This window comes from Bradyrhizobium sp. Arg237L, assembly GCF_029990105.1.
Lineage (GTDB): Bacteria > Pseudomonadota > Alphaproteobacteria > Rhizobiales > Xanthobacteraceae > Bradyrhizobium.
Map to the genome: position 1 here is coordinate 183,846 of NZ_JAQMIL010000002.1, position 23,127 is coordinate 206,972.

Consider the following 23,127-nt stretch of genomic DNA (forward strand, 5'->3'; position numbering starts at 1 on the left):
CCATCGCGTCCTTGAGTACACGGCCTAGCCAGGCTCTGTCAGCCGTCGGCCAGGCTCCGTGGACCGAGGAGACCATTACTCCGACGTCACCGAGGGACGGTTCAGCATGATGAAATAGAGATTGCGGAAATAGACCAGCAAGCCCAGCGCCTGACCAGCGATGAAGACGGGGTCGCGGCGGTAGAGCGCGTAGACCAGAAGCAGCGCGCCGCCGCCGACCGAGAAGAACCAGAACGCCACCGGGATCACGCTCTTGCGCGCACGTTCGGACGCGATCCACTGCACGACGAAGCGCATCGTGAACAAGCCCTGCGCGATGAAGCCGAGCACGACCCAGGCGTCGAATTTCACGACGAAGACGTCGTGCAGGTAGTTCAGCAAGTCATTCATTGGGCGTCACCTTGGTCGCTTCGGTCACTTCGGTGACCTCGGTCACTTCCGTGACCACGGGCGTCGGCCTCTTACGGCGGATCAGCCACCAGACGCCGGCGAGATCCATGATCCCTATCCAGAGCCGGTCGAAGAAGCCGTAATTCGAGACGCCAGAATGGCGGGGACGGTCGACCACGTCGACATAGGCGATCTCAAAACCCTCGCGGCGGACCAGCGCCGGCAGGAAGCGATGCAGCCCGTCGAAATAGGGCATCATCAGGAACACCTCACGCGGGAATGCCTTCAGTCCACAGCCGGTGTCGCGCGTGCCGTCGCGCAGGATCGCACCGCGCACGGCATTGGCGATGCGTGATTGCACTTTCTTGAAGCCGGTGTCCTTGCGCCCTACCCTCTGGCCGGCGGCAAGCCCGATGCGGCCGCTGCCGCTCTCGACCGCGGCAATCAGATCCGGCAGGAAAGAAGGATCATTCTGGCCGTCGCCATCGAGCGTCGCGACGATCGCGCCGCGCGCGGCACGGACGCCGCTGCGCACCGCCGCCGATTGCCCCGAAGAGACCGTGTGCCGGAGCTGGCGCAGGTTGGAGCGCTCCTTCATGGCCGCGCCGATCCGCGATGCGGTCGCATCGGTCGAACCGTCATCGACATAGATGATCTCGTAGACCCAGCGGCGGCCGAGCGCGGCGGCGATCTCCGCAATCAGCGGCGCGATGTTCTCGGCCTCGTTGCGCACGGGCACAACGATGGAGACGGCCACCGCGGTCTGGTCGGAAGGAGGCAATTCGGCACTCTTGGCTGGATTTTTGGCTCTCTGGACGGCCTTACGGCCGGAACCGCCTGATACGGCGGGACGGCGCCGCTTTTATGGGGCGGAAGCGCCCCCGGCAACCCTTTTGAGGCGGTCCAGCGAGGGACCGGCAAGGGGGTAGATCGTGCCGTCGCGCTGGATCGCAAACCCGAGCCGCCGGGCCGCAAACCAGTAGCGCACCGCCATGGCGCAGATCACGCCGACCAGCGCGCCGCCGACCACGTCGCTCGGGTGATGTGCCAGCAATACCAGGCGGGTGGCGCAGATCACCAGCGCATAAATCAGCATCACGAACCGCGCCCGCGGCCACAGTGCCGAGATCGCAAAGGCCAGCGCAAAGGCGGTGGTCGCATGCCCGGAGGGAAAGCTGGCATAGGCCTCGCTGCCGGCGAAATGCGAGAAGTTGAAGGCGTTGGGCTCGCCGCCGACAAACGGCCGGCCGCGCCCGACGATCCATTTCAGGAGGTCGCCGACCAGCACCGGGAACAAGACCGCGAAGAACAGGAACTGCAACCGCGTTCCCATTCCAAGCAGCAGGGATCGCCGAATGCCGTGCAACGCCGGCGCAATGATCGCAACCAGGATCAACAGTCCGGCCACGGTCCACAGCACATAGGCATCCTTGCCGAAATCGGTGAGGATGCGGACCCACCACAGGCTTGCAGTGCCGCGCGGCGGCATCAGCTTGATCTCGGGCACATCGAACGCAAGCATCAGCACAATGATGGCGGCGCCGATGATCGCGATCAGCGACAGCCCGTGCCGCGCCGCGCGCCGGCCGGCCTCGGCCCGACGCGAATGCGACGGCGCACGCACAAGCTGGGCAAGCGACCGCCCCGTCAGCGTGGCCAAGCGCGCCGGATAGCTTGCGGATTCGTGGCGGACGACCGGCGCGGACATCATGATCCCATCAGGTTGAATCGGATCATGATGCTATCTCTTCGCTGGAGCATGATCTGTTCGGAAAACCGGTTCCCACTTTTCCGGATCATGCTCTACTGCACGTCCTCGGAACGGTAGATGCCGATGGAGATCGGCCTGCCCTGCGAGATATTATAGCCATCGATGCGCATCGCCGCGTTGTAGCGTAAACCGATCGCTTCCGCCCGCTGCACGAAATTGCGCTCGGAACGCGCCTCCACCAGCGCAAACCGGCATGCGCCCTGCGCCAGGAAATCCGCGGCACCCGAACCGTCGGTCAGGACGATCGAGGTGTCGGTCGAGAACACCAGGCTCGGCTCGTGGTAGCCGGCCGAGGCCAGCTTCGGACCCGGGCAATTGGCGTAGCGCAGGAGGTACCCGACCTCGCCGCTCGGAAACAGCGGCTTCAACGACGGCACCACCAGGCCATAGATGGCGATCGCAAGCAGCATCGCCGCGGTCACCGCATTCAGGAACGAGCGCTCGGCGCGGCTGTCCTCGAACATCCACCAGGCGGCCAGGCCGAAGATCATCGCACCCGCCAGGAACGGCCAGGCTGGGAACGCGGGCTGATGGGTCAGCTTGATCGCACCGGCGACCGCAATCACGGCAGCGATCGCGGGGATCGCGAACCACCAGGCCGAGCCGCGGATCAGCCAGACGGAGCGCGACAGCACGCGCCGTTCCAGCGCACCGACGGTCAGGATCGCGATCGCGGGATAGAGCGGCAGCACGTAATGCGGCAGCTTGGTGAGCACCGCCTCGAACACGATCCAGGACGGGATCAGCCAGGCCAGCAGAAACTGCGCGCCGGGCTCGCGTCGCGCCCGCCACACCGCCGGTGCCGCCATACCTGCCAGCGGCGCACCCGGCCAGAACGTGATCCAGAACAGGACGAGATAGAGCCCGGGCGGCGCGCCGTGGGATTCCTGCGCGCCGAGCTTGCTCAGCATGTCGCCGCCGACGGAATCGGCGAAGAAAGTTTCGCCGGCGCGCAGGAAGATCAGGACGAACCACGGCAGCACCAGCACAAGGCACCACATCAGGCCCCAGACCGGGCGCATGCGGGAGAACCACTCCAGCGAGCGGTCGAGGATCGCCAGAGCCACGATGGCGAGCCCGACGAACATCAGGATCAGCGGCCCCTTCAGCAGGATGCCGCCGGCCAGCGCAGTCCAGAAGATCACAGGCCCCGACCACGGCGGATGCGCGGGATCCTCGCCGCGCTGCCAGGACAGATACACCCGTGCCAAAGCCCCCATCGCGGCGGTGACTGATAGCAGCAGCATCGCATCGGTCTTCGCCAGACGCGCCTCGGCGCCGAGCAGCACGCAGCTCGCCATCATCAGCGCCGCCAATGCCGCGCCGCGCCGGGTGACGAAGGCAAGCGCGGTCCAGTAGGTCAGAAGCACGGCGCCGATCGCGCCGATCAGTGACGGCACCCGGTAGAGCCAGATCCGTGTCTGCGCCCGCGGCATGCCGAGGGCGGACGCCGTTTCAACGACTGCGGCCTGCAACCAGTAGATGCCGACCGGCTTCTTGTAGCGGACGTCGTCCTGGAACCGGATGTCGACGAAATCGCCGCTCTCGACCATTTGCTTGGTCGCCTGGGCAAAGCGCGCCTCGTCGCGGTCGATCGGCGGCGTCGCGAAGAAGCCGGGCAGGAACAGGACCAGGCAGCACAGCACCAGGAACAGAACCGAGCGCCGGTGATTGGCGGTCGCAAACTCGAATGCGAGCGCCAGCCTGCGGCTGGAATGCGCAGGTTTTACAGGCTGTTGCCCTGCTCCGAAACGCCTGACATTGACGGTCTCAACCATGGGCTTCGCATACGATGAAACCGTAGGCCAAACAACCGCACAGGTTCCGTTTTGTCCCCTGTGTGGGCTCTGGGTCACTGCACCCGGATGACCACCGTATCGGCGGCTCCGGTCGCGTCGATCACGGTCAATCGGGCAAAGCCGGGGCCCGGTGGCTCGATCAGGCGCTGGCGACGGCTATCGAGATCGCCAACCGCGACCCCATTGACCAGCATGGTTAACGGCAGGACACCGCCGGCGACCTTGACCGGCATCGGCGTGACCTCGCCGCCTACAGCGCGATCGACATCGATGCGCGAGCCGTTGATCGGGAACTGGATGTGCGGCGCCTGATCGCTGCCCGCGCGCACGAGTTCCCCCATGGGACGGAAACGGCGGAGCGGCAGCGGCAGCCTGGTGTTGCTGGCGACCAGCGTTCCCTTCGGCGCCTTCGGCAGCGCCGCCGGAATCCTGCCGGTCCGCGCGAAGGCGTCGAACAGGATCGGCGCCGCCGCGCCGCGCCCGATCAGCCCCGGCACCGGCGCGCCGTCGGGACGGCCGACCCAGACGCCGATGGTAATGCGGCCATCGAAACCGACCGACCAGGCATCGCGGTAGCCGTAGCTGGTGCCAGTCTTGAAGGCGATCCGGTTGTGCACGCCGTTTTCCGGCGGCGGCGTGCCGATCAGGACATTGCCGACCTGCCAGGCGGCAACCTGGTCCATCAGCCGCATCGGCTCGCGCTCGTCTTGATCAAGCATGATCTCGCGGAGCGGCTTGGTGGTGCCGAGCCGGGGGAAGCCGGCATAGAGCTGCGCCAGATCCTGCAAGGTGATGCCGACACCGCCGAGCCCCATCGCCAGTCCTGGCACTTCGTCTTTCGGCAGCACGAGGCTGGTGCCCGCCTGCTTCAGGCGCGACGACAAGCGGCTCGCGCCGACGCGGTCGAGCAGCGCGATCGCGGGCACGTTGAGCGACAATTGCAGCGCCTTGCGCACCGGCACGGTGCCCTGGAAGGTCATGTCGAAATTCTCGGGCGCGTAGGAGCCGAAGCGGATCGGGCGGTCGTCGATCAGGCTCTCGGGGTGCACAAAACCGTCCTCGAAAGCGAGGCCATAGATGAACGGCTTCAGCGTCGAGCCGGGCGAGCGCACCGCGCGCGTCATGTCGACCTGCCCTGCCCGGCGCTCGTCGAAATAATCGGGCGAACCGACGCGGGCGAGGATGTCGCCGCTTTCATTGTCGACTGCGATGATCGCGACCGAGACGTTCGGGCCTTGCGCGATGGCACGATCGCGGGCGAGAGATTCGAGATTCTTCTGCAGCGTGGCATCGAGCGTCAATCGGATGAGGCGCGCATCCTTCATCGTCGCAAGCGCCTGGTCGGCCGAATGCGGCGCCAGGATCGGCATCGGCTTGCGATATTTCGGCACGGCTTCCGATTTGGCCTGCGCGGCGTCTTCCGCCGACAGCACGCCCTCCTCCACCATGCGATCGAGCACGCGGTCGCGCCCCTCGCGCGCGGCCTGCGGATAGCGGTCGAGCCGTCGCCGCTCCGGCGATTGCGGCAGCGCGACCAAGAGCGCCGCCTCCGCCAATGTCAGCCGCTTCGGCTCCTTGCCAAAATAGGCGATCGATGCCGCGCGCACACCTTCGAGATTGCCGCCGAACGGCGCCAGCGCGAGATAGAGGTTGAGGATCTCGTCCTTGTCGAGCTGCTGTTCGATCTCCACTGCGCGCACGATCTGGCGCAGTTTTGCGTAGAGCGAGCGCTCGCGCCGCGGCTCCATCAGCCGCGCGAGCTGCATCGTGATGGTCGAGCCGCCCGAGACGATGTGGCCGGAGGTGACGAGCTGCAACGCGGCGCGCGACAGCGCCAGCGGATCGACGCCGCGATGGGAATAGAAGCGCCGGTCTTCGTAGCCGAGCAACAGCTTCAGATAGGTCGGATCGACTGATGTCTTCGCGTCAACCGGCAGCCGCCAGCGGCCGTCCGCCATCGCGTAGGCGCGCAGCAATTTTCCATTGCGGTCGACGATGGTGGTGGAGAGCTTTCGCGCATCTGCAAGCGGCAATGGGCCGAGTGAGATGGCCCAGGCGGTGAAGGCGCCCGTCAAGATCAGAACGGCGACGGTCGCCATCACGACCGCCTTCCTGATCCATCGCCAGCGCGGCTTGTTCGCCATCCCACTCATTTCGCCGACCGCACCTCGACCGTGCCGGTGCCGGTGCGGCCGTAGCGCGAGGGATTGTACATGTCCTCGACATAGGCCTGCGGCAGCACGTATTTGCCCGGCGAGACCGCACGCACGACATAGGCGACCGTGAACACCGACTTGGCGTCGGTGGCGCGGTCGATCGCCGCGGTGAAGCGGTCGTCGCGGAACTCGGTATGCTTGGGCTCCTCGCCGTCCTCGATCCAGTCGAGCGTGCCGGAGTCTCCGGAGGACACGAGGTGCGGGTTGTCGATCTCGAGGCCGGCCGGCAGATAGTCCGACACGATGATGTGCCCGTATTCCGGCTTGGCCTCGGTGATCTTCAGCACCACGGCGAAACGGTCGTTCTGCTTCGCCTTGCTGACATCGGCCGGCTTGCCGTCGAGCGTGAAATAATTGCGCTCGATCTTGAAGCCGTTGGAAGCGGCCGGCTCCGGCGTCACCGGCGAGCCCGACACGGAGACCACGACCTGCACCGGCGCCTCGCCGGTGTTGGTGATCTTGATCGGCTTGCCGGCCATCGCCTCCGCCTTGTAGCTGCGGAACACCGCGGTCTTGACCGGCTGTCCGTCGACGTCGAGGCTCAGCGTTTCCTTGGCAAGCGCGCGCGCGGCCAGCACCAGCCAGGCGTTTTCCTGGGTCGAGGTGTAAGGCGTCAGCCCCCGCGCCGCCTCGACGCGCTCGACGGCGCCGATCATGGTCGCACGCGGCGCATTGCCGTCACCGGCGAGCGAGACCAGTGCGGCGGCATCGCGCAGCGCCGAACCGTAATCGGTGCGGCCGAACTCGAGCACGGGCTTTGGGTTGAGCGAGTCGAGCGCGGCGGCATAGACCCGCTCCGCCCTCGCCCGGTCGCCGACCAGCGCCAGCGCGGCTGCGAGCTGCGATTTCGCGATCGGAGTCGCGAGGTTGTTCAGCTTGGTGTCCGCGAGGTAGCGCAGGTCGCCGATCGGGGCCGTGCCATTGCGGGCGAGCACGTAGAGGCCGTAGGCGAGATCGCGGCCACCGTCCTTCTCCGGCTCGTTGGCATTGACGACGGCGTTGCGGATGCGGTCGAGCGCGCTCTTGAACAGCACGTCCGGCACCACAAAGCCCTTCTCGCGGGCGCGGGTCAGGAAGTCGGTGACATACGCATCGAGCCAGGCGTCGTCGCCGCCGGCCGACCACAGGCCGAACGAGCCGTTCGAGCCTTGGCGGGCGAGCAGACGCTCGATCGCGTCCTTGATGCGCTGGTCGACCGCGGTGTCCATCGCCAGATGCGCCCCGGCGGCGAGATCGTTGACATAGAGCAGCGGCATCGCGCGGCTCGTGATCTGCTCCGAGCAGCCGTACGGGTAGCGGTCGAGCGCCTTGAGGATCGTGGCGGCGTCGAGCGCAGTCGACAGGCTCGCCGACACCGACACGCCGCCGGTGCCCTGCACGAGGTCGGTGAACATGTCCGACGTCAGCGTCAGGCTGTCGCCCTTGGCCAGCGTGCGAACGGAACGGCGTGCCAGCACCTGCGTCGCCGGCTTGACATCGAGCGCGTAATGGCGCGCCAGCGTCAGGCCATTCGGGCCCGTGATGTCGACGTCGAGATTGCCGGCGCCGGCGCCGCCGGCATCGAGTGCCAGCGACAACGAGGTGCGCTGCTTGGCGGCGAGCCTCACCGTGGTGGCGGGATTGCCCGAGAGCTTCACCGGGCCGGACGCCTTCACGTTGATGATGTAGTCGCCGGGCGCGCCCTCGACATTGTCGATATCCATGCTCATGGTGCCGCGGTCGCCATTGAGCAGGAAGCGCGGCAAAGTCGCGGTCAGCACCACGGAATCGCGCACGGTGACATCGGTGGTGGCGCGGCCGAGCTTGGTGGCGCTCCACGCAACCGCCATCACCCGCGCGGTGCCGGCGAATTCCGGGATGTCGAAGCTGATCTCGGCGGTGCCGTCGGCGCCGACGGTGACGATGCCGGAATAGAGCGCGAGCGGTTTCTGCGTGGGCGGCGAGCCCTGCAATTCGGCGCCGCCGGAATCGCCGCCGGTCCTGATCTGGCCGCGCGTGCCCTGCATGCCGTCAATGAGCTGGCCGTAGAGGTCGCGGATTTCGGCCGTGAGGCGGCGCTGGCCGAGATAGTAATCGTCAGGCGCCGGCGGCTTGTAATTGGTGAGGTTGAGGATGCCCACATCGACGGCGGCCACCACGACCTTCGCGTCTTCGCCGGGATTGAGTCCGTCGAGCTTGACCGGAATCTTCAACGCCGAGCCCGGCCGGACCAGCGGAGGCGGCGAGAGCGTCACCGCGAGCGTGCGGGCCTTCTTGTCGATGCCAAACCATTTCAGGCCGATCGCACGACCCGGCATGCGCTGCGCGGCCGTATCGAGCGGACGGCGCAAGGTCGTCATCACATAGGCGCCGGTGCCCCAATCCTTGCCGACAGTGAGCCTGACCTGCTGGGTGCCTTCCTTGACGTCAGCGGTCTGCGTCGTCAGCAGGCGATCGCCGAGCACGTTGACGGTCAGCCGCCCCGCCGAGCGGGCGTTGACGGTGACCAGCATGGTGTCGCCGGACTGGTATTCCGGCTTGTCGATCGAGGTTTCCAGGAGGTCCGGTGTGTCGGCGCTGCCGTCAGAATACCAGCCGACATCGAACTGCACCGAGGTCAGCGGGCCGTCGGCATCGTTCGACTTGACGTCGAGGCGATATCGGCCCGGCTGCGGCGCGAACGACAGCCGCGACGGCTTGTCGGCAGCGAGATTGACATCGCCATCGGCGACGCGGCTCGTCGACTTGACCGGTTCATAGTCCCAGGACGAGCCCTGGCGATACCATTGGTAGCGCGACTCGATCTTCAGGAGTTCGTAGCGCAGACCGTTGCGCGCGAGCTGCTTGCTGTCGGGATCGACGAACACGACGTCGAACTCGGCCTTGTCGCCCTCCGCCACGCTCTTGTCGCCGAACAGCGGCTTGAGGCCGATCAGCGAGCTTGCCGGCGCCACGGGGAGCACGATCTTCCGCTCGACCGAGCGGCCGCCGGTCTCGGCCATGCGAACGAAGATCTGCGCTTCCTGCGGCCGGGTCGAGCTCGGCGCCTTCTCCAGCTTCACCGGGAAGACGGCCGCGCCCTTGGCGTCCGACTCCGGCAGGTTCTCGATCGGGGTGCGCTCATTGCTGACGCTCTGCTCGTCGGCGACGCCGAACTGGTAGCCTGGATAGCCGGGACGTCCCGAGGCTGCCGTCGTCACCAGCATGTCGCCTTCGAGCTGCAGCCCGGAAGCCGGTGCGCCGTAAAGGAAATGCCCGTCGACCTTAAGTTCCACTGGAACTTCAGCTTTGATGACCTTGTCCTTGGCGGTCAGATCGAATTCGATCCGTTCGGGGATGTAGTCCTCGACCATGAAGGTGGTCTCGCCGACGGACGCGCCCTTCGGATCGGTGAAGGCGCGCACCCGCCAAGTGCCGGTCGGCACCGCCGAATTGAGCGCGACGGCCATGGAGCGGCCACCGGCGCCCTGGTCGGGCAGCACGGCGCGGCGGAATTCGACGCCGTCGGGACGCTCGATCACCAGCGTCAGCGGGCCGCCGGTCATGGCGTTGCCCTGCCCGTCCCGCAGCAGCGCGGTCAGATAGACGGTCTCGTTGGAACGGTAGACGCCGCGCTCGGCAAAGACGAAGGCATCGGCGCCCGCGGGCACCGCGCGTCCCGCGACGCCACGGTCGGTCAGGTCGAAGGCGTTGGACTTGAGGCTCAGGAAGGCATAGTCCGCCTTCTCGCTCATCACGGTCAGCAGCGCCGGCGACAGGCCGCCCTCGCCGCGCGCCAGCCCAGCCTCGAACAGCACATGGCCAGTCTCGTCGGTCTTGCGGCTGGCCAGGATCTCGTTGTTGCGGGCGACCAGCTTCACTTCGGCTTTGGCGACCGGCTCGGTGGACGCCAGCGAATTGACGAAGACATGGATACCGTCATTGCCGGAGAACGCGGTCAGTCCCATGTCGGAGACGATGAACCATTGCGTCGCCAGCGTGCCGTCATCGTCGCTGCTCGGCCCCTTGGCGGCGGCGGTCATGACGTAGACGCCGGGCTGCAGGTCGCCGAGCGCCTGGTCGACCGGGAACGCAGTGGCGACGTCCTGGTTCAGGGTAGCAGCAGTCGCGAGTTCGCCGGACCAGACCTTCATCCCGCGCTGGTCGCCGAGGTCAGAGAGCTGGTAGCTGCTCAGCGTGCGCTGGAAGTCGCTATCGATCACCGTGTTGATCAGGTTGCGGTCGCCGATCCGGAACACGTTGATGGTCACGGCCGGCGTGTTGACGCTGACCACCGGGATGCCGCGCTGGCCGGTGCGCGGCAGCACATAGGCGCGGCCGGTGAAGCGCACGAACGGCTTGCGGTCGCGGACATAGATGTTGAACTCCGCCGACTTCGGCAGCACTTCCTTCACGGTCGACGGCAGGCCGGCGCGCAGGTTGATGTTGTAGCGCTCGCCATGCTTCAGCCCATCGACACAGAGCTGCTTGCCTTCGGTGGTGAGCGCCGGCTTGTCGGCGCCGGCAAGCGCCACGAACGGCGCGAAATCGACGCGCTTGGCCAATTCCTCGGAGAACTGGAAGCAGGCGCGCGGCGTGGCGCCATCGGAATCCACGCTGTAGTCGAGCAGCCGGAAGCCATGCTCGTCGCGCATCTTCTCATACTGGCCGCGGACTTCGGCGACCTCGCGCATGTCGAGCGACATCCGGAGCGCATCGAGCGCCGGCCGCCACAATTTGCGCTCCGAGAACGCCCGGCCGAGCACGGCCAGCGCATCGGCCTCCTCCGCCTGGTTGCCGGCACGCTGATAGGCGATATAGGCGGCGGTCGAGGCGCGCTCGAGCAGGAAGGTCTGCTCGCTCGAGGTCGACGTGCGGATCTGGAAGATGGTGCGGGCAAGCCGCAGCCAGTTGCCGCTGTCCTCCGGCGTGGTGGCGGCGATCTGGCCGAGGATCTGCAGGCCCGTGCGGAAATCGGCGCGCCTGAAAGCGGCATCCGCATCGGTCTTCAGCGTCGCCGTGCTCTTGGCGACCGGCCCCGCCTCGCTCTTGATCTGCGCCTCCAGCTTGATCGCGGAATCGGCGAGGTCGTCGCGCTTGAACGCCTTGTCAGCCGCCTGCGCCGTCGCGAGGCCAAGCGCCAGCGCTGCGCAAAAAGCTGCGACACGAACCAAACCAATCATGACGGATCTCCCGGGGCGGCAGCCGAATGCCGCGTGACGAATAAAAGGGCGCGAAAAGGTGACAGACTGATGGCGCGGAAACAACGTAGCGAAGGAGTCGCAAACAGGCATTGCCAAACCAGTCATTATCCCCGGCCGGCGGAGCGCCGGCGCGGCAGGCGGTGACCGTGGACCGCAACCCGCGCTCCACCCGCACGCCTTTGTCGCCCGATATCAGAAAATGGTTCGGATCGGGTCGCCGAAAAATCGGATCTTTCGCATCGGCAGGCTGGGCGGCCGCCCAGCCTTGGAGCATGATCCGGAAAAGTGGAAACCGGTTTTCCGAAACGATCATGCTCAAACAAAGAGATTAGATCATGATCCGATTCTGTCTAATCGGATCATGATCTAATGTCGAAGGAAGCGGAACTGCTGCGTGCCGTGCTCGCGCGGATCCGGGCTGCGCTCGGCGACGCGATAGCCCTGGTGCGCAGCGAGGAAGGCTTGCGCCGGAATCCAGTTCCTCGCGTACCTGACGAGCTTGTCCTTCGACGTCGGCAGCGCTCCCGGTCCGTTGTCGCTGAGGAAGGATGTCTGCACCTCTGCCTTGGCATTGGCGTCGCTGATCGGCACGCGATACCACGCCATCGCCGCCGGCCGCGTGGCGCACAAGGCCCTGATGGTTTCGATTGCTTCCGGGACGTATTGGATGGCGCCGTTCGAGTGCATCAGCTCGATCTCTCCGAGCCAGTCAGCGGCTTCGCTGATATCGCTGAAGAACATCAGCCGATTGGTCGCCAACTGACGCGCGCGGCGCGCCATGGCCGGCGTTTCCACCACCGCCCAGCGGATGTCCGGCGCCTGCTTGCGGGCAAGCTTGTAATGCAGGCCGGCGCCGCCTCCGAAATCGAGCACTGACTTGATCCCGGCCACCAGCGGCCAGTCGCCGGTAGGATCGTAAGCGATGGTCTTCTGGAAGATCGTCTCGACCAACTCCTCGCTCTCATAGCCCTCGATGACTTCGCGAGGCGGGAACAGCTTGCGTTTTACTCTCTGCATCAAGGTCATCGACGCCTCCCGTCCAAGCTTTTCTCGGCAGTGCCCACCTCCCTACTGTCAGAAACATTTGGAAACAATTCGACCGGGTGCGAATTACGGTCGCGCCCCTCACTGCGCGAGGGAGATTGCGCCGACGCTCAATTCGGTTGGCGTTGCCGGCTTGCCCTGGGCGGTTGCATCCCGGGGATTGCGAGGCCCGCCCTGCCTGGACTGTGGCGGTGCGGAAGATGGCAAGGGGTGATTCGGCGAATGGCGATCCCAGCAGGATTCGAACCTGCAACCCGCGGAGTAGAAATCCGCTACTCTATCCAGTTGAGCTATGGGACCGTCTTGGCGCGGTATCGGCCATCAAGCCTTTCAATAGTATAATCATGGGCCTGTCGCCAGCATGGCAGAGTGCAAAATAACAATAAAAACATAAGGCTGGGGTCCCGACCAGGCCCCTGGCCTCTTCAAGTCCAACAGGGGCCTCCCGAGCCCGGAATGCCCGGTCGCTTCGAAAACATCCGGTCGCTGCAACGCGGAATCTCAGCCTTAAGTAGTGGCAGTGGTTTCCCGGATATATCGCGATCACAGCTCAGCGTAGAAGGTATCCAGAGAATGCACGCGTGCGTATGGGAGTTGCGTAATTGCGGCAGAAGCTCCGGATTTCCAGGAACCAACGATCACTATTAGAGCTATTTTCACCCGATCTACTCGAACAGCTCGCCGAGTTGGAATGGTTGAGAGAGCAGGTCAGGCAAGCGGAAAAGCTGAATCCGCAGCAGATACTGACTCAATTCAAGGCTTACCGGCAGCAGAAGGCGACCAAGGCCAGGCGGACCGCGCACTAGTCTTCCACACCCACGACGGCCGGCCGATCGATCTCCGTTTGGCTGCCTTCGACGACGGCTGCGCTACGCCTGACGATGAAGACGATCCGCGCCGTTCAGGACACACGCGCGTCCGAAAGCGAGCCCAATAGATCTGCGACGAGGTGGTCGATCAAGGCCAAGGCAATGGCAGGCTTGGCGACGTCCACGTCGTCCACATGCCAGTATCTCACCCTGTCCGCCATCTCCGGAAAACGCCGTTCGATGAGCGGCCGATGCTCTGCTTCCTTCAGCGCGATGATGAGATCCGCGCTCTCCAGGTCAGGCAGGGTACAGGGTTGAGGGTACCGCAAGTTTCCGACCGGCCGGACGCCCCTGGCCTGGAGACCATCGAGAGCGAAAGGCGACATTGGGCCGACATTGTCGGGCGATCCCCTTTCCGCGGCCCCTTTCGAGAAGGCGCGCCAGTTCAAGTCGGCCAGCCCTGCGCGGTGATTGAATAGCTCTTCTGCAAACCGGCTGCGGTAATAATTGCCTGTGCACAGGAACAACAGATGATGAGCCATCGCGAAAGAATCATGAGCTGAGAGAGGGCGCCGCTACACCGATTGATATCGATGGTCGCTTTGTTGCGCAATTGCGCGACGGCTGCAGAGCGGTTCGCAAGGTGCGAATTTGATCATCAAATCATCTTGCAGACGATGATGCACCCTTACACGGATTCGTCATTGTTGAGGCACGTTTTGTCGCAGCGTACCCGGCGGGATGCGGGTGGATAATGAGCGATCATTATAAGGTTGGGATCGTGATGGAGTCATGTCATGAGACGAACCGAACTCAAGCGGATGAGTTCTGACCGCCTGTGGACGTTGCGTGTCGAACTCGCTGACGTCCTGCGACAGAAGATTCAGTCGATGAAGGCGCAGTTGGAAGATCGTCTGAAGAAGCTGCGGACTCCGACTTCGGCGCGCCGGCCATATCCGGAGATACAGCCCAAGTACCGCAATCCTGATCAGCCATCAGAAACCTGGGCTGGTCGAGGCAAGAAGCCGCGGTGGCTGGTCGCGCAGCTAAGGTTGGGAAAACGGATCGACGATTTCAAAATCAAGGTGCGGAAAAAGAGCCGGATCGCCGTCCGCCTGGCGCGCATCAGCACGTAGTGTCCGCGTGCCGAGGAACGAAACCGCGGGAGTTGCGTCGAATCCCAGCTTCCGGTCGAACGCCCCCTACCCCCACCGGCCGGAGGAAAACCTCCAAGGTTGGCGGCCCCAGCGCACCTGGGGCCGTTTGATGAGATGCGCGCTCGGGCAAAGACATCTTCCGGGGCAACGCTCTGCGGCTCGCGCGACCGTTGGAGAGGCACGCGGGAGGCGCCTTGGCATGGTTAATCCCTGGTTGCCGAATTTGGCAAAGGTCTTGCTAATCGCTGCTCCGACACTGCAGCCCCCGACGGGGCTGCACCGAGTTGGATCAAGCGGGAGCAATGCCCATGGGTGCCGCGTCTCAGACTGGGAATTCCAGCATCACCGCGTTACGTGACGTCCTCGTCATCCAGACAATGCTCGAGGATCTGCAAAGGTCTGTCCGGATCCTCGATTGCGATATCGCGACGGAGGAAGCCACCGGAAGGGTCAGCAACGCTGCGGACCCGCGATATCCGCTGCTCGCCAAAACGCTTTCGACGCGCCGGGACAATCTCAAATCGACCATCCGGGCGCTGAGCGACCGCTTGGGCCAACTGACGTCGATGGCGTAGCTACCCCCTGTTTCACGCCCCCCACCCGCAACCGGGTGAAAGGCGGGCCGCCGGTTATGGGGCGGCCAGAGGGAGAGACGGGCAGGTTTGCGCCCAGCGCCTTGCTGCCATCGCCGGCATGCCTTAAGGCGGCTCGCAGATTCCCGTCCGCGATTCACTGGAACTCGATGCGAAAACTGCTTGTCACACTCTCGGCCGCCCTTCTGGTGGGGGCCTGCCTGCTCGTACTCAGGAACGAACTGCACGCAAGGCCCGCCACGCAGTGCGGCTTCTGGGGCGAGATGGAAGCCGGAATGTCCTGCCGGTGAAATTCGCCGCCGTTCGCGGCCTTGGAACAATGGCCGAAATTGGGGCAGAGCTGACGCGAGCGGCGAAGATCAATGCCGCCGCGTGGTTTGGCCCCGCCAACCACGCCCCGAGCAAAACCCGGGCGCGCCAATTCCCAAAACTTGGTCTCGTTGCGATCGTCGGAGGTGAGGTGTTGCTGGCGCCCGCCTCACCCGACCGTCGGTCAACCTGATCTCTTCACCGGTCGCGGGCGCGCCGACATTCCCCAAATGGGAACTGTCCGATGATTTTCTCTGGCGTTCGAGGGCGATATGGCCGGTCTGCCGAGTCTTGCGCCGGCAACCGAACTATCTGAGTACCAGCCGCGCCAATAGTGCCGCCAGTTCGCCCTGCCGCGACACGCCCACCTTGGAGAATACGCGCTTGAGGATGGTCCGGGCGCTCTCCTCGGTGATGCCGAGCTTGTCGGCGGCGTCGCGCGGCGACTGGCCGGTGCCGACCAGCGCCGTCACCCTCGCCTCGCCCAACGTCAGGCCGAGCACATCGCGGATCAGCGAGGGGTCCGGTGGGCTGCTGTTGTCGGGGTCGACGACGAGGATAAGCAGCCTGGCCTGGGTCAGGAACTGGTTGATGCTGTTGGCCGCCATCGAGACCGGCAGGACATAGAGCGCAAGCGGCCGTCCCGACGTCCGCCGGTGCACGATGATCGGCTTTTCGCCAGCCAGAACATCCTCGGGGCGGTACGCCGCGAGACGTTTCATGGCCGCGGAGGCCGGCGAATTCAGCGCGAACGATCCCGCGGCAAGCTTCTCCTCCACGATCTCGAGACCATCCCCGAGCAGCGACTCCGCCTTCGGGTTGGAGAAGATCACGCGGCCGACCGAATCGAGCACAAAGACCCCGGTTCCCAACCTCGCCAGCGCTGCGCCGAGGCCAAGCTTGCTCAGTTCGGAGTCCATCAGGCGGATACCAAGGCGAAGCGACCGCTCGACGTGGCGGCCGAGCTGGGCCACGAGATCAAGCTCGGCGTCGCTATAGGCGGGCTTGCCGCTCGCGCGCTGGATGCTCATCGCCACCTCGATCTTCGCATCCGGCGAGACCGTTGCAGCGGCGAAATATTTCAGGCCGTGTTTCCGAAGCAGCACGGAATAGAAGGGGTCGGTTGCGATGTCCTCGTCGGAGACGACGTCGCGGTCGGTCAGGACGTCACGATTGAAGAAATAGCCGCGCTCGCGCGCACGGATCGCGCGGATATCCCGAAAAGTCCACTCGCGCATGTATTCTTCCGCGATCACATCGAGCGAGGCGGACTGGATCGCGCCAAAACTTCCGTCGTCCCTGCCATAGAGCAGGATAGCGCCGACATCGTCGAGGCAATCGGCAATGCTCTGTAAGGCCACCGGCCAATGCGACGGTTCCGCCGCGGATTGATAGATGGCGTCGATGGCCTTCAGCAGGTGATGCGACATTGGAACCGACAAACCGAACGACGAGTGAACGCGCGGCAATCAATCACGAGGATTGGAATGCCCCGCACAATACATTTGGATGTCAGGAAACGATAACGGGCAAGTCCGTACGATCACGGCCTTTGCACGGCCTTTGCATGGGTAACCGCAACCACTGACGACCCATCGCGCTCCGCCGCCCCGTGAGGCGCCGATCACCGCTTATCGAACGGAATATATTGCTGGTACTGCTTCGGCACCGAGCTGCGGTAGCGGGCCGGTACGGTTCCGGTGTCGATCGAATGCTCAATCTCCTGCTGCCGCGTCCGTTTCTTTGCGGCGGTCTTTTTCTTCTTGGGCGCAGCCTTCTCGGTGGCGGACGGATTCGTATCCGGCTGGGTGGCGGCTGGCGTTGTCGTGGCGGCCGGCGCCGTGGTCGCGGCAGGTGGTGCCGTGTTCGCGGCCGGCGCGGCGGTGTCAGTTCCGGTCGCCGGGGCGGTCTGAGCCAGTGCGTAGCTGGAATAGGACATCAACATGAGCGCCGCGGTGGCCGCAGCAAGGCTGGAAAACTTTTTCATCTGAAAACTCCAATAGTGTCGAACGCCGGGCGCTTCGTGCAATGCGCGGCATTTGACCACGAAAGCCCGCCTCGCGCCAACGCGGAGGGTCCGCGCGAATCTCAGGGTACAGCGATGGTGACAGCGGTTATGTTGCCGCGGTCACACTCGAAGCGCGCTGACCTGTCAGTCGACGGGGAGCCTAGCCGGGCGACGGCTGTTCCGCGTGCGCACGTGCGCGCTCCGGCCTTGCATCCCTGGTGCAGGTCGTCATGACGAAGGCGATGCGGCTGCATTGCCACCCCGGCCCGAGCGCCGCGCTCGCCACCGTCTCCTGAGAAAGGCTGCCGGCCGAAAGCAGCGCCACGCCAAAACCGATCACCACGATGACGGCCAGCAGCGCTAGTCCCTTGCGGCTATAGAGTTGGTGGATCATGCGATCGTTCCTGTTCAGTTGGCGCGGAGCATACGACCGAGTCGCCCCTCTCCCTGTGATCGGCATCACAATTGCCCGCGGCGTTTTAGCGCTGGCCCCTGCGGCCTATTGCGCCGGCTGGATCACGTTGCAGTTGGTCCGTCCGGACATCAGACAGTCCTGCATCTTGCTCGCCGCAGTCAGTTCGCGCGCCAGCCACAAGCCGGCTGCCAGCATGGCGGCCGCAATCACGAGACCGGCAATCGCGCCGCGGCGGCTGCCGCCTTCCCTCGGGTCTGTCATGATCGTGTCGGTTCCCGGGCCGTCACTGTGAAAGAGATCGTGGTTGCAGTAGCTGCTTCGCAAGTACCCATGTGATCACAACAACTTCAGATCAAATCTGCAAAGTCTGGGCATAAGTGTCGCAAATCCGTTGCGCGCGTCCACGCGCTGTTCAAGAAGTAGGCGCCGTCCAAGAAGCGCGTGTGTGCGGAGCGTGCCATGGGTAAACAAGAAACGGGCTACGACTATCATCGATACAAAAAACTGCTGGTGGAAGCGGTCGACGAGAGCAAGCGACTCGAATTGATCGAGCTTCTGATCCGCGAGAGGGCCCGCGACAAGCTCGAAGCGCAGCGGACGTCCGATCGCGTGGCCATCACGGCGCAGACGGTCGCCAGGGTGCTGGGAACCTCCCGTCAGCGCGACAACTTCTAGCTCGGCTAGAATTTTAGGGCAGTTCGACGCAAATTACCGTATTGCCCATGGCAATCACCGGCTCACTTCTGCTGCGCATCTCGTAGACCAGGAATGTGGTTGCCGCGCCACTCGTCAGCTTTAATCTCAGCAACTTGCCGCTTACGGATGGCTCCCCTGTTTGGCATGCCAATTGGACGCTGGCATTTTGCGCTGGGTTCACTTATGTGCTGCGCGAACCCGATTTTCGTCATCCCTCCAACAGCAGTGAAGATAACAAGGCTCTCTAGATGAGCGGCTTCAAGGAACCGAACTTTTCCGACCGCCAGAAGGCGGCGCAGCAGGCCCGGCAGAACATTCTGGATAAATTCCGCACCCGCCCCGGGCCCGATGATCCCACGGTGCAGGCGCGCGCCGCCGAGCGCGCGGCGATCGCGGCCGGCCGGGAGCAGGCTCGGCTTGCGCGCGAGGCGGCCAAGGCCGAGCAGCAGCGACTCGAGCAAGAGGCTGCCGCCGCGGAAGTGGCGCGAATCGCTCGCGAGAAGGAAGAGGAAGCCACGCGGCAGGCCGCGATCGAGGCCGAACAGAAGGCCAAGCGCGACGCGCGCTACGCCGCCCGCAAGGAACGCGGCAAGAAAAAGAAGTAACTCGCCGCATGCGAGGTGAAGCGGAGACCTCGTAGCCCGGGTGGAGCGTCAGCGTAACCCGGGACCGCTCGTAGACCTTAATGAAAATGTCCCGGGTTGCGCGTTCCGCGCCACCCGGGCTACGCACCTTGGCATAGTGCCCTCGCCGCGCGCCGCGCGCGGTGAAGACGAGACGGCGATCAGTTCTTCTTCATGCCGTCGTCTTTCTTCATCGCATCGTCCTTCTTCATCATCCCGTCGCTTTTCTTCATGCCGTCATGCTTCGACATGGCATCCTTGGACATGGCATCCTTGGACATCGTGTCTTTCTTCATGGCGTCGTCCTTGCCCATCTTGTCCTGAGCAAAGGCTGCGGGCGAGAGCGCGACGCTGACGGCAACGAGAGCGGCGGAGACGCCGAGGCCGATACGGGTCGAGAAAGTCATGGTGGTCATCCTTGCTGAGGGTTGATCATGGAGCGACGTCTGCCGCTCTCACCTCGACGCGGCCGGAACGGCCCTTGTTACCCCCTCACAAAGTCTTGAAGGGGCGTGCGGACCGGAGTTGCCCGAAAATCAGGCACTCGCAGCCATCGCCCGCAGTGTGCGGTGCAGCAATACCCCGCCCTGGTGTGACGCTTGGCGCCAACGCACCGGGCCGCCTCAAACTATCAGACTAGAGAAAATTCTGGCAAAGTTCGCCTAAATGCGGCCCTCAAGTTCCGCCTTATCGCCAATCAAGAACAGCCTTTCCAATGGGAGAAACTTTATGCTCACTCGCCGCCACCTCTTTGCCTCGGCGCTTGCCGCGCCCGCGGTCCTGCGCTTCGGCATCGGTACCGCCCATGCCGCGACCACGCTGAAAATCTCGCACCAGTTCCCCGGCGGGACCATCGACAAGGGCGATTTCCGCGACCGGCTGTGCCGGATGTTCGCCGCCGAGGTGGCGAAACGCTCGGGCGGCGAGATATCAGCCGAAATCTATCCGAATTCCTCGCTGATCAAGACCAACGCGCAGTTCTCGGCCATGCGCAAGGGCGCGCTCGACATCAGCCTCTACCCGATGCCCTATGCCGGCGGCGAACTGCCGGAGACCAATATCGGCCTGATGCCGGGCCTGGTCACGACCTACGACCAGGGCCTGCGCTGGAGGAAGGAGCCGGTCGGCAAGGCGCTCTCCAACTTCCTGGCGGACAAGGGCATCATCCTCCTGACCTGGGTCTGGCAGGCCGGCGGCGTCGCCAGCCGCTCCAAGCCGATCGTGGCGCCCGAGGACGCCAAGGGCATGAAGGTGCGCGGCGGCTCGCGCGAGATGGACATGGTGCTGCAGACGGCCGGCGCGGCCGTGCTGTCGGTGCCTTCCAACGAGCTCTATGCGGCGATGCAGACCGGCGCCTGCGACGCCGGCATCACCTCCTCCACCAGCCTGATCTCGTTCCGCCTGGAAGAAGTCGCGAAATCGCTGACCTCGGGCGCCGGCACCTCCTACTGGTTCATGCTGGAGCCCCTGATGATGTCGAAAGCGATCTTCGACAAGCTGCCGAAGAAGCAGCAGGACATCATCCTTGCCGTCGGCGCCGAGCTCGAGGCCTTCGGCAAGAAGGGCGCGCAGGACGACGATGTCGAGGTCGCCAAGGTCTACGAGAAGGCCGGCGCAAAGGTCAGCGCGCTTGACGCAACCACCGTCAACAAGTGGCGCGACATTGCGCGCGATACCGCCTGGAAGGACTATGGTGCTAAAACCGCGACGGCTGCCAACCTGTTGAAGCTCGCAAGCGACGTCGCCGCATGATGCATGGTCCGGTCGCGGATCAAGCCGAACGCCAGACCGCCGTCACGGGCAATGTACTCGTGGCGGCGCTGTCACGCGGGCTTGGCATCTGCAACAACATCATCGTCGTCTTCGCGTCCATCGCGCTGATCGCGGCTTGCGTGATCCTGAGCTACAGCGTGCTCGGCCGCGCTTTGTTTCACAGCCCGAACTATTGGCAGGACGAGGCCGCGGTGTTCCTCCTGGTCGGCGCGACCTTCATGACGGCCGCCTATGTGCAGGCCCAGCGCGGCCATGTCAGCATCGAAGCCTTTGTCGGGCTGCTGTCGCCGCTCGCCAATCGCATCAGGCTGTGGCTGGTCGATGTCGCTAGCCTCGCCTTCTGCGCCTTCTTTGCGTGGAAGTCCTGGACATTGGCGCATGAAGCCTATGTCGACGGCCAGGTCTCGAACTCGATGTGGTCGCCGCCGCTCGCGATTCCCTACGTGCTGATGGCGATTGGCATGACGCTGCTGTGCCTGCAGCTCCTGCTGCAGATCATCATTCCCCTGATCGGTGGCGCACGCCGATGACTGTGCTTGGCATCGGCATCAGTTACGGGCTTGCCACCCTGTTTGCGATGTTCTCGGGCATGCCCATTGCATTTGCTTTGGGGGCGGTCGCGGTCGTGTTCATGGCGATCTACATGCCGACCGCCTCGCTCGATACCGTGACGCAGAACGTCTACGAGGAGATGGCCTCGATCACGCTGCTGTCGATCCCGCTGTTCATCCTGAAGGGCGCGGCAATCGGCAAATCCCGCGCGGGCCAGGATCTCTATTCGGCCCTGCACGCCTGGCTGCATCGCGTGCCCGGCGGGCTTGGCGTCGCCAACGTGTTCGCCTGCGCGCTGTTCGCAGCGATGGCGGGATCCTCGCCCGCGACCTGCTCGGCGATCGGCTCGGCCGGCATTCCCGAGATGCGCAAGCGCGGCTATTCTGGCGGCTTTGCCGCAGGGATCATCGCCGCCGGCGGCACGCTCGGCATCCTGCTGCCGCCCTCGATCACCATGATCCTGTTCGCGGTCGCGGCGGAGAAATCGCTGGGACGCCTGTTCCTCGCCGGCATCGGGCCGGGCCTCTTGCTGGTGACGCTGTTCGGCGTCTACGCGGTGTTCCGTTTCCGTAAAGAGTATGCGGCCGCGCGTGCCGCCTATGACGCGACCGGTGCGGACTCCGCAATCCTGCAGCGCGACGAGTTCACGATGGCCGACCGCTTCAACGCGCTGCCGCGGGTGCTGCCGTTCGTGCTGCTCTTGACCGGCGTGATGATCGCACTCTATGGCGGCTATGCGACGCCGTCGGAGACCGCCGGCCTCGGCGGACTGTTGGCGCTTGGGCTGATCGCGGTGATCTATAGCGTCTGGAAGCCGAGCGACCTCGAGCCGATCCTGAAATCCACCATCCGCGAGTCGACCATGCTGATGATGATCATCGGCATGTCGCTGCTCTATTCCTACGTGATGAGCTACCTGCACATCTCGCAATCGGCCGCGGAGGCGATCGTCGCGATGCACTTGCCGCGCTGGGAATTGCTCGTCGCGATCCTGCTCATGGTCGTCGTGCTCGGCTTCTTCCTGCCGCCGGTCTCGATCATCCTGATGACCGCGCCGATCATCCTGCCGCCGCTCCGCGCCGCCAATTTCGACATCATCTGGTTCGGCGTGGTGATGACCATCGTGATGGAGATGGGCCTGATCCATCCACCGGTGGGGCTGAACATCTTCGTCATCCGCAACGTCGCGCCTGATATCCCCTTGAGCGAGGTGATCTGGGGCACGCTGCCGTTCGTGCTGCTAATGATGCTGGCGGTGTTGCTGCTCTGCTTCTTCCCGGGGATCTCGACGTGGCTGCCGGATCTCGTGATGGGGCCGGAGGGGGTGCGGTAACTCTCATCCGTCATTGCGAGCGAAGCGAAGCAATCCAATGCTTCCACGGACGCAAGCGGCGAGATGGATTGCTTCGCTTCGCTCGCAATGACGACGGTCAGTTGTAGATTCCATGGGGCGGTGAGCGCGCCCTTTCCGGTAGGTTTGGGTTTCCACACTCGAACCATCGGAGAGTCTGATGCAAGCATCGACCAAGAGCACGCCCACCGCCGGCCATTGTGGCACGATTTTCGTTGCGATCGAACTCAGTCAGAAGACGTGGCTGGTGACACTGCACAGTCCGGATCGGGACCGGATATCGCGCCACAAGCTGGAAGGCGGCGATCACGCCGGGCTGCTGGCGCTGATCGAGCAGGTCAGGGCCCGGGCGACGTCGAAGCTTGGCGCGGCGCCGCGGGTGGTGAGTTGCTACGAGGCCGGCTATGACGGCTTCTGGCTGCACCGGCTGCTGGAAGCGGCTGGGATCACGAACTTCGT

The 23,127-nt window shown here is 64.5% G+C and carries 21 protein-coding genes, 1 tRNA gene and 1 pseudogene; 9 read left to right on the forward strand and 14 right to left on the reverse strand.

The window, feature by feature from the left end:
• Positions 1-75: 75 nt before the first annotated feature.
• From OZ411_RS02035 to OZ411_RS02070, 8 genes are all read right to left on the reverse strand, one after another.
• A complete protein-coding gene (locus OZ411_RS02035; RefSeq protein ID WP_282526580.1) occupies positions 76-390 on the reverse strand; it encodes a lipid-A-disaccharide synthase N-terminal domain-containing protein in 315 nt (104 codons plus the stop codon).
• On the reverse strand, positions 383-1,171 hold the full coding sequence (locus OZ411_RS02040) for a glycosyltransferase family 2 protein (protein WP_130580347.1): 789 nt from the start codon (positions 1,169-1,171) through the stop codon (positions 383-385). Before OZ411_RS02040 ends, OZ411_RS02035 begins: the two co-directional genes overlap by 8 nt.
• A gap of 81 nt (positions 1,172-1,252) precedes the next feature.
• The gene (locus OZ411_RS02045; protein WP_282526599.1) at positions 1,253-2,098 is read right to left on the reverse strand and encodes a phosphatase PAP2 family protein; all 846 of its coding nucleotides are present in this window, start codon (positions 2,096-2,098) and stop codon (positions 1,253-1,255) included.
• 95 nt (positions 2,099-2,193) lie between these two features.
• Entirely contained in the window at positions 2,194-3,939 is a 1,746-nt protein-coding gene (locus OZ411_RS02050) for a glycosyltransferase family 39 protein (RefSeq protein WP_282526581.1), read from the reverse strand.
• A 74-nt stretch (positions 3,940-4,013) separates the two neighbouring features.
• A complete protein-coding gene (pbpC, locus tag OZ411_RS02055; RefSeq protein WP_282526600.1) occupies positions 4,014-6,059 on the reverse strand; it encodes a penicillin-binding protein 1C in 2,046 nt (681 codons plus the stop codon).
• Positions 6,060-6,109: 50 nt separating this feature from the next.
• On the reverse strand, positions 6,110-11,317 hold the full coding sequence (locus OZ411_RS02060; protein WP_282526582.1) for an alpha-2-macroglobulin: 5,208 nt from the start codon (positions 11,315-11,317) through the stop codon (positions 6,110-6,112).
• Positions 11,318-11,704: 387 nt separating this feature from the next.
• Positions 11,705-12,364: a hypothetical protein gene (locus tag OZ411_RS02065; RefSeq protein ID WP_282526583.1), complete on the reverse strand. Its 660-nt coding sequence runs from the start codon at positions 12,362-12,364 to the stop codon at positions 11,705-11,707.
• Between the two features lie 241 nt (positions 12,365-12,605).
• Positions 12,606-12,682 (reverse strand) — tRNA-Arg (locus OZ411_RS02070).
• 302 nt (positions 12,683-12,984) lie between these two features.
• Here OZ411_RS02070 and OZ411_RS02075 point away from each other — a divergent pair.
• Positions 12,985-13,188, forward strand: coding sequence for a hypothetical protein (locus OZ411_RS02075; protein WP_130580341.1), 204 nt, complete (start codon positions 12,985-12,987; stop codon positions 13,186-13,188).
• Between the two features lie 95 nt (positions 13,189-13,283).
• On the opposite strand, the gene OZ411_RS02080 is transcribed toward OZ411_RS02075, so the two are convergent.
• The gene (locus tag OZ411_RS02080) at positions 13,284-13,733 is read right to left on the reverse strand and encodes a low molecular weight phosphatase family protein (protein ID WP_282526584.1); all 450 of its coding nucleotides are present in this window, start codon (positions 13,731-13,733) and stop codon (positions 13,284-13,286) included.
• A 255-nt stretch (positions 13,734-13,988) separates the two neighbouring features.
• Here OZ411_RS02080 and OZ411_RS02085 point away from each other — a divergent pair, with 255 nt between their 5' ends.
• Together OZ411_RS02085 and OZ411_RS02090 are read left to right on the forward strand one after the other, a co-directional pair.
• Positions 13,989-14,327 carry an H-NS histone family protein gene (locus OZ411_RS02085; protein ID WP_282526585.1) on the forward strand — a complete coding sequence of 113 codons (339 nt, stop codon included), beginning with the start codon at positions 13,989-13,991 and terminating at the stop codon, positions 14,325-14,327.
• Positions 14,328-14,656: 329 nt separating this feature from the next.
• A complete protein-coding gene (locus OZ411_RS02090) occupies positions 14,657-14,923 on the forward strand; it encodes a hypothetical protein (protein WP_130580339.1) in 267 nt (88 codons plus the stop codon).
• Positions 14,924-15,558: 635 nt separating this feature from the next.
• Here OZ411_RS02090 and OZ411_RS02095 read toward each other — a convergent pair.
• From OZ411_RS02095 to OZ411_RS02110, 4 genes are all read right to left on the reverse strand, one after another.
• Positions 15,559-16,680 carry a helix-turn-helix transcriptional regulator gene (locus tag OZ411_RS02095; RefSeq protein ID WP_282526586.1) on the reverse strand — a complete coding sequence of 374 codons (1,122 nt, stop codon included), beginning with the start codon at positions 16,678-16,680 and terminating at the stop codon, positions 15,559-15,561.
• A gap of 194 nt (positions 16,681-16,874) precedes the next feature.
• Positions 16,875-17,237 carry a hypothetical protein gene (locus OZ411_RS02100; RefSeq protein WP_282526587.1) on the reverse strand — a complete coding sequence of 121 codons (363 nt, stop codon included), beginning with the start codon at positions 17,235-17,237 and terminating at the stop codon, positions 16,875-16,877.
• Positions 17,238-17,418: 181 nt separating this feature from the next.
• Positions 17,419-17,652, reverse strand: a complete 234-nt coding sequence (locus OZ411_RS02105; RefSeq protein ID WP_130580336.1) for a hypothetical protein — start codon at positions 17,650-17,652, stop codon at positions 17,419-17,421.
• Between the two features lie 105 nt (positions 17,653-17,757).
• Positions 17,758-17,934 carry a hypothetical protein gene (locus tag OZ411_RS02110; protein ID WP_165421239.1) on the reverse strand — a complete coding sequence of 59 codons (177 nt, stop codon included), beginning with the start codon at positions 17,932-17,934 and terminating at the stop codon, positions 17,758-17,760.
• Between the two features lie 198 nt (positions 17,935-18,132).
• Here OZ411_RS02110 and OZ411_RS02115 point away from each other — a divergent pair, with 198 nt between their 5' ends.
• Together OZ411_RS02115 and OZ411_RS02120 are read left to right on the forward strand one after the other, a co-directional pair.
• Positions 18,133-18,348 carry a hypothetical protein gene (locus OZ411_RS02115; protein WP_130580335.1) on the forward strand — a complete coding sequence of 72 codons (216 nt, stop codon included), beginning with the start codon at positions 18,133-18,135 and terminating at the stop codon, positions 18,346-18,348.
• A gap of 269 nt (positions 18,349-18,617) precedes the next feature.
• Positions 18,618-18,974 (forward strand): DUF6481 family protein, encoded by a 357-nt coding sequence (locus tag OZ411_RS02120; RefSeq protein ID WP_282526588.1) that lies wholly within the window; start codon positions 18,618-18,620, stop codon positions 18,972-18,974.
• Positions 18,975-19,153: 179 nt separating this feature from the next.
• Here OZ411_RS02120 and OZ411_RS02125 read toward each other — a convergent pair whose 3' ends face one another.
• Entirely contained in the window at positions 19,154-19,399 is a 246-nt protein-coding gene (locus OZ411_RS02125; protein WP_130583056.1) for a pentapeptide MXKDX repeat protein, read from the reverse strand.
• A 322-nt stretch (positions 19,400-19,721) separates the two neighbouring features.
• Between OZ411_RS02125 and dctP the strand changes: the two genes are divergently transcribed.
• The 4 genes and pseudogenes from dctP to OZ411_RS02145 all read left to right on the forward strand — a co-directional run.
• The gene (gene dctP, locus OZ411_RS02130; RefSeq protein ID WP_282526589.1) at positions 19,722-20,744 is read left to right on the forward strand and encodes a TRAP transporter substrate-binding protein DctP; all 1,023 of its coding nucleotides are present in this window, start codon (positions 19,722-19,724) and stop codon (positions 20,742-20,744) included.
• A complete protein-coding gene (locus OZ411_RS02135) occupies positions 20,741-21,295 on the forward strand; it encodes a TRAP transporter small permease (RefSeq protein ID WP_282526590.1) in 555 nt (184 codons plus the stop codon). The genes dctP and OZ411_RS02135 overlap by 4 nt, the downstream gene beginning before the upstream one ends.
• The gene (locus tag OZ411_RS02140) at positions 21,292-22,650 is read left to right on the forward strand and encodes a TRAP transporter large permease (protein ID WP_282526591.1); all 1,359 of its coding nucleotides are present in this window, start codon (positions 21,292-21,294) and stop codon (positions 22,648-22,650) included. Before OZ411_RS02135 ends, OZ411_RS02140 begins: the two co-directional genes overlap by 4 nt.
• Before the next feature lie 178 nt (positions 22,651-22,828).
• A pseudogene (locus tag OZ411_RS02145) lies at positions 22,829-23,127 on the forward strand (IS110 family transposase); the annotation flags it as partial.